Here is a 1,345-nt window from a genome sequence, read left to right on the forward strand (position 1 = left end):
AAAGCTGCATTGCCTCCTAAATAAGTAACAACCTTATCATTCGTTTCAAAAAGCTGACTACCCGTTACAGCATCTGTTGATGTAGCGCTAATCTCACCATTTGCAAGGAACGTAATTCTACTGTTTTCTTGTGTCCTGACAGCTCTGCCTTGTTCTTCTTGCTTCTTCTCATGACGCGCGACAAAGGCATTGGCTTCATCATTCCATAATAAAGCATTCTGCTCAATGGTCTGTGTAAGTTCATTGCTGTTCTTAGAAAGCTCATTATGAAGATCTGTCAGCGATGTATCAACACCGCTAAAGGCTGAACCAACATCATGATATGACTGACCTCCAACAACATACGTCGGAAGATTGCCTACAAGAACATCAGCACCACCACCTAAATAGCTCGATGTATTTTTAGAAACACTGTCTAGATTAGTAGTCACTGTCGTAACATTTTTATTAGTCGCAAATAACTGAGAGCCATTTACAACTTCTGTCGATTCTGCTGAAAGAACTCCTGCCTTAACACCTGAAAGTATCCGGTCTTCTTTCTTACTGTTGGCAATATTGAGTTCTGTACCTTCTACTTCTTTCCCAATAGTGATAACCTTCGTATTATCATCCTGCTTAGCAAGGCTATCACTGACAACATTAGTTACATCATTATGAACATTCGTGATAGAACTCGCAACTCCAGCAAATGCTTCCGATACACTACTGTAAACCTTTTCCTCACCAGCACTACCATCAGAATTGACAGTTTTAAGCTTGAAGGTAGGTGCAACCCATTCTCCCTTTTCATTATAACCTGCACCTCCACCAAAATACGTTGCAAACTGTTTTTGCAGATCATAAATCTGTCCACCCGTAATCGCATCACTCGAGCCTGATACTATAGAGCCAGCTGCAAGTGATGTAAGCTTGCTGTTCTCTTTATTGTCCCCATGCGTCGCTACAAACGCACCTTTAGTCTTGCCCCATAACAATGCATCGCCTTGAACTGCTTGCGTAATATTACTTAGTTTTTCATCAAACTTTTTGACCTCATTAGACAGATGAGTGTTCACATTCTTGACACTCGTATCAAGACCCGCAAAGGCGCTACCAACATCGTTATGTGAATTAGTCGTTACTGTACCATCGTCAGAAACATTAGAGATTTTATAAGTCGGAGCTGTAAAAACACCCTCTTTAAAGGATGCTTCTCCACCTAAAATCTTAGCTACATCCTCACCGATTTTGTTAACCTGTCCACCCGTGATTGCATCACGTGAATCCTTGGCAATCTGACCATCGGCAACATTATGAAGACCAACAGCTGCCTTATCCTTACCTTTGCCTAAAGTCACACTCGTAT

At 41.4% G+C, this 1,345-nt stretch carries 1 pseudogene; it reads right to left on the bottom strand.

Annotation, left to right across the window (positions count from 1 at the left end):
• Positions 1-1,345 (bottom strand): annotated as a pseudogene (locus tag ACFIMG_RS00005) (hypothetical protein); the annotation flags it as partial.

Source organism: Bartonella sp. AP11XZML (genome assembly GCF_042196445.1).
Classification (GTDB): Bacteria; Pseudomonadota; Alphaproteobacteria; order Rhizobiales; family Rhizobiaceae; genus Bartonella.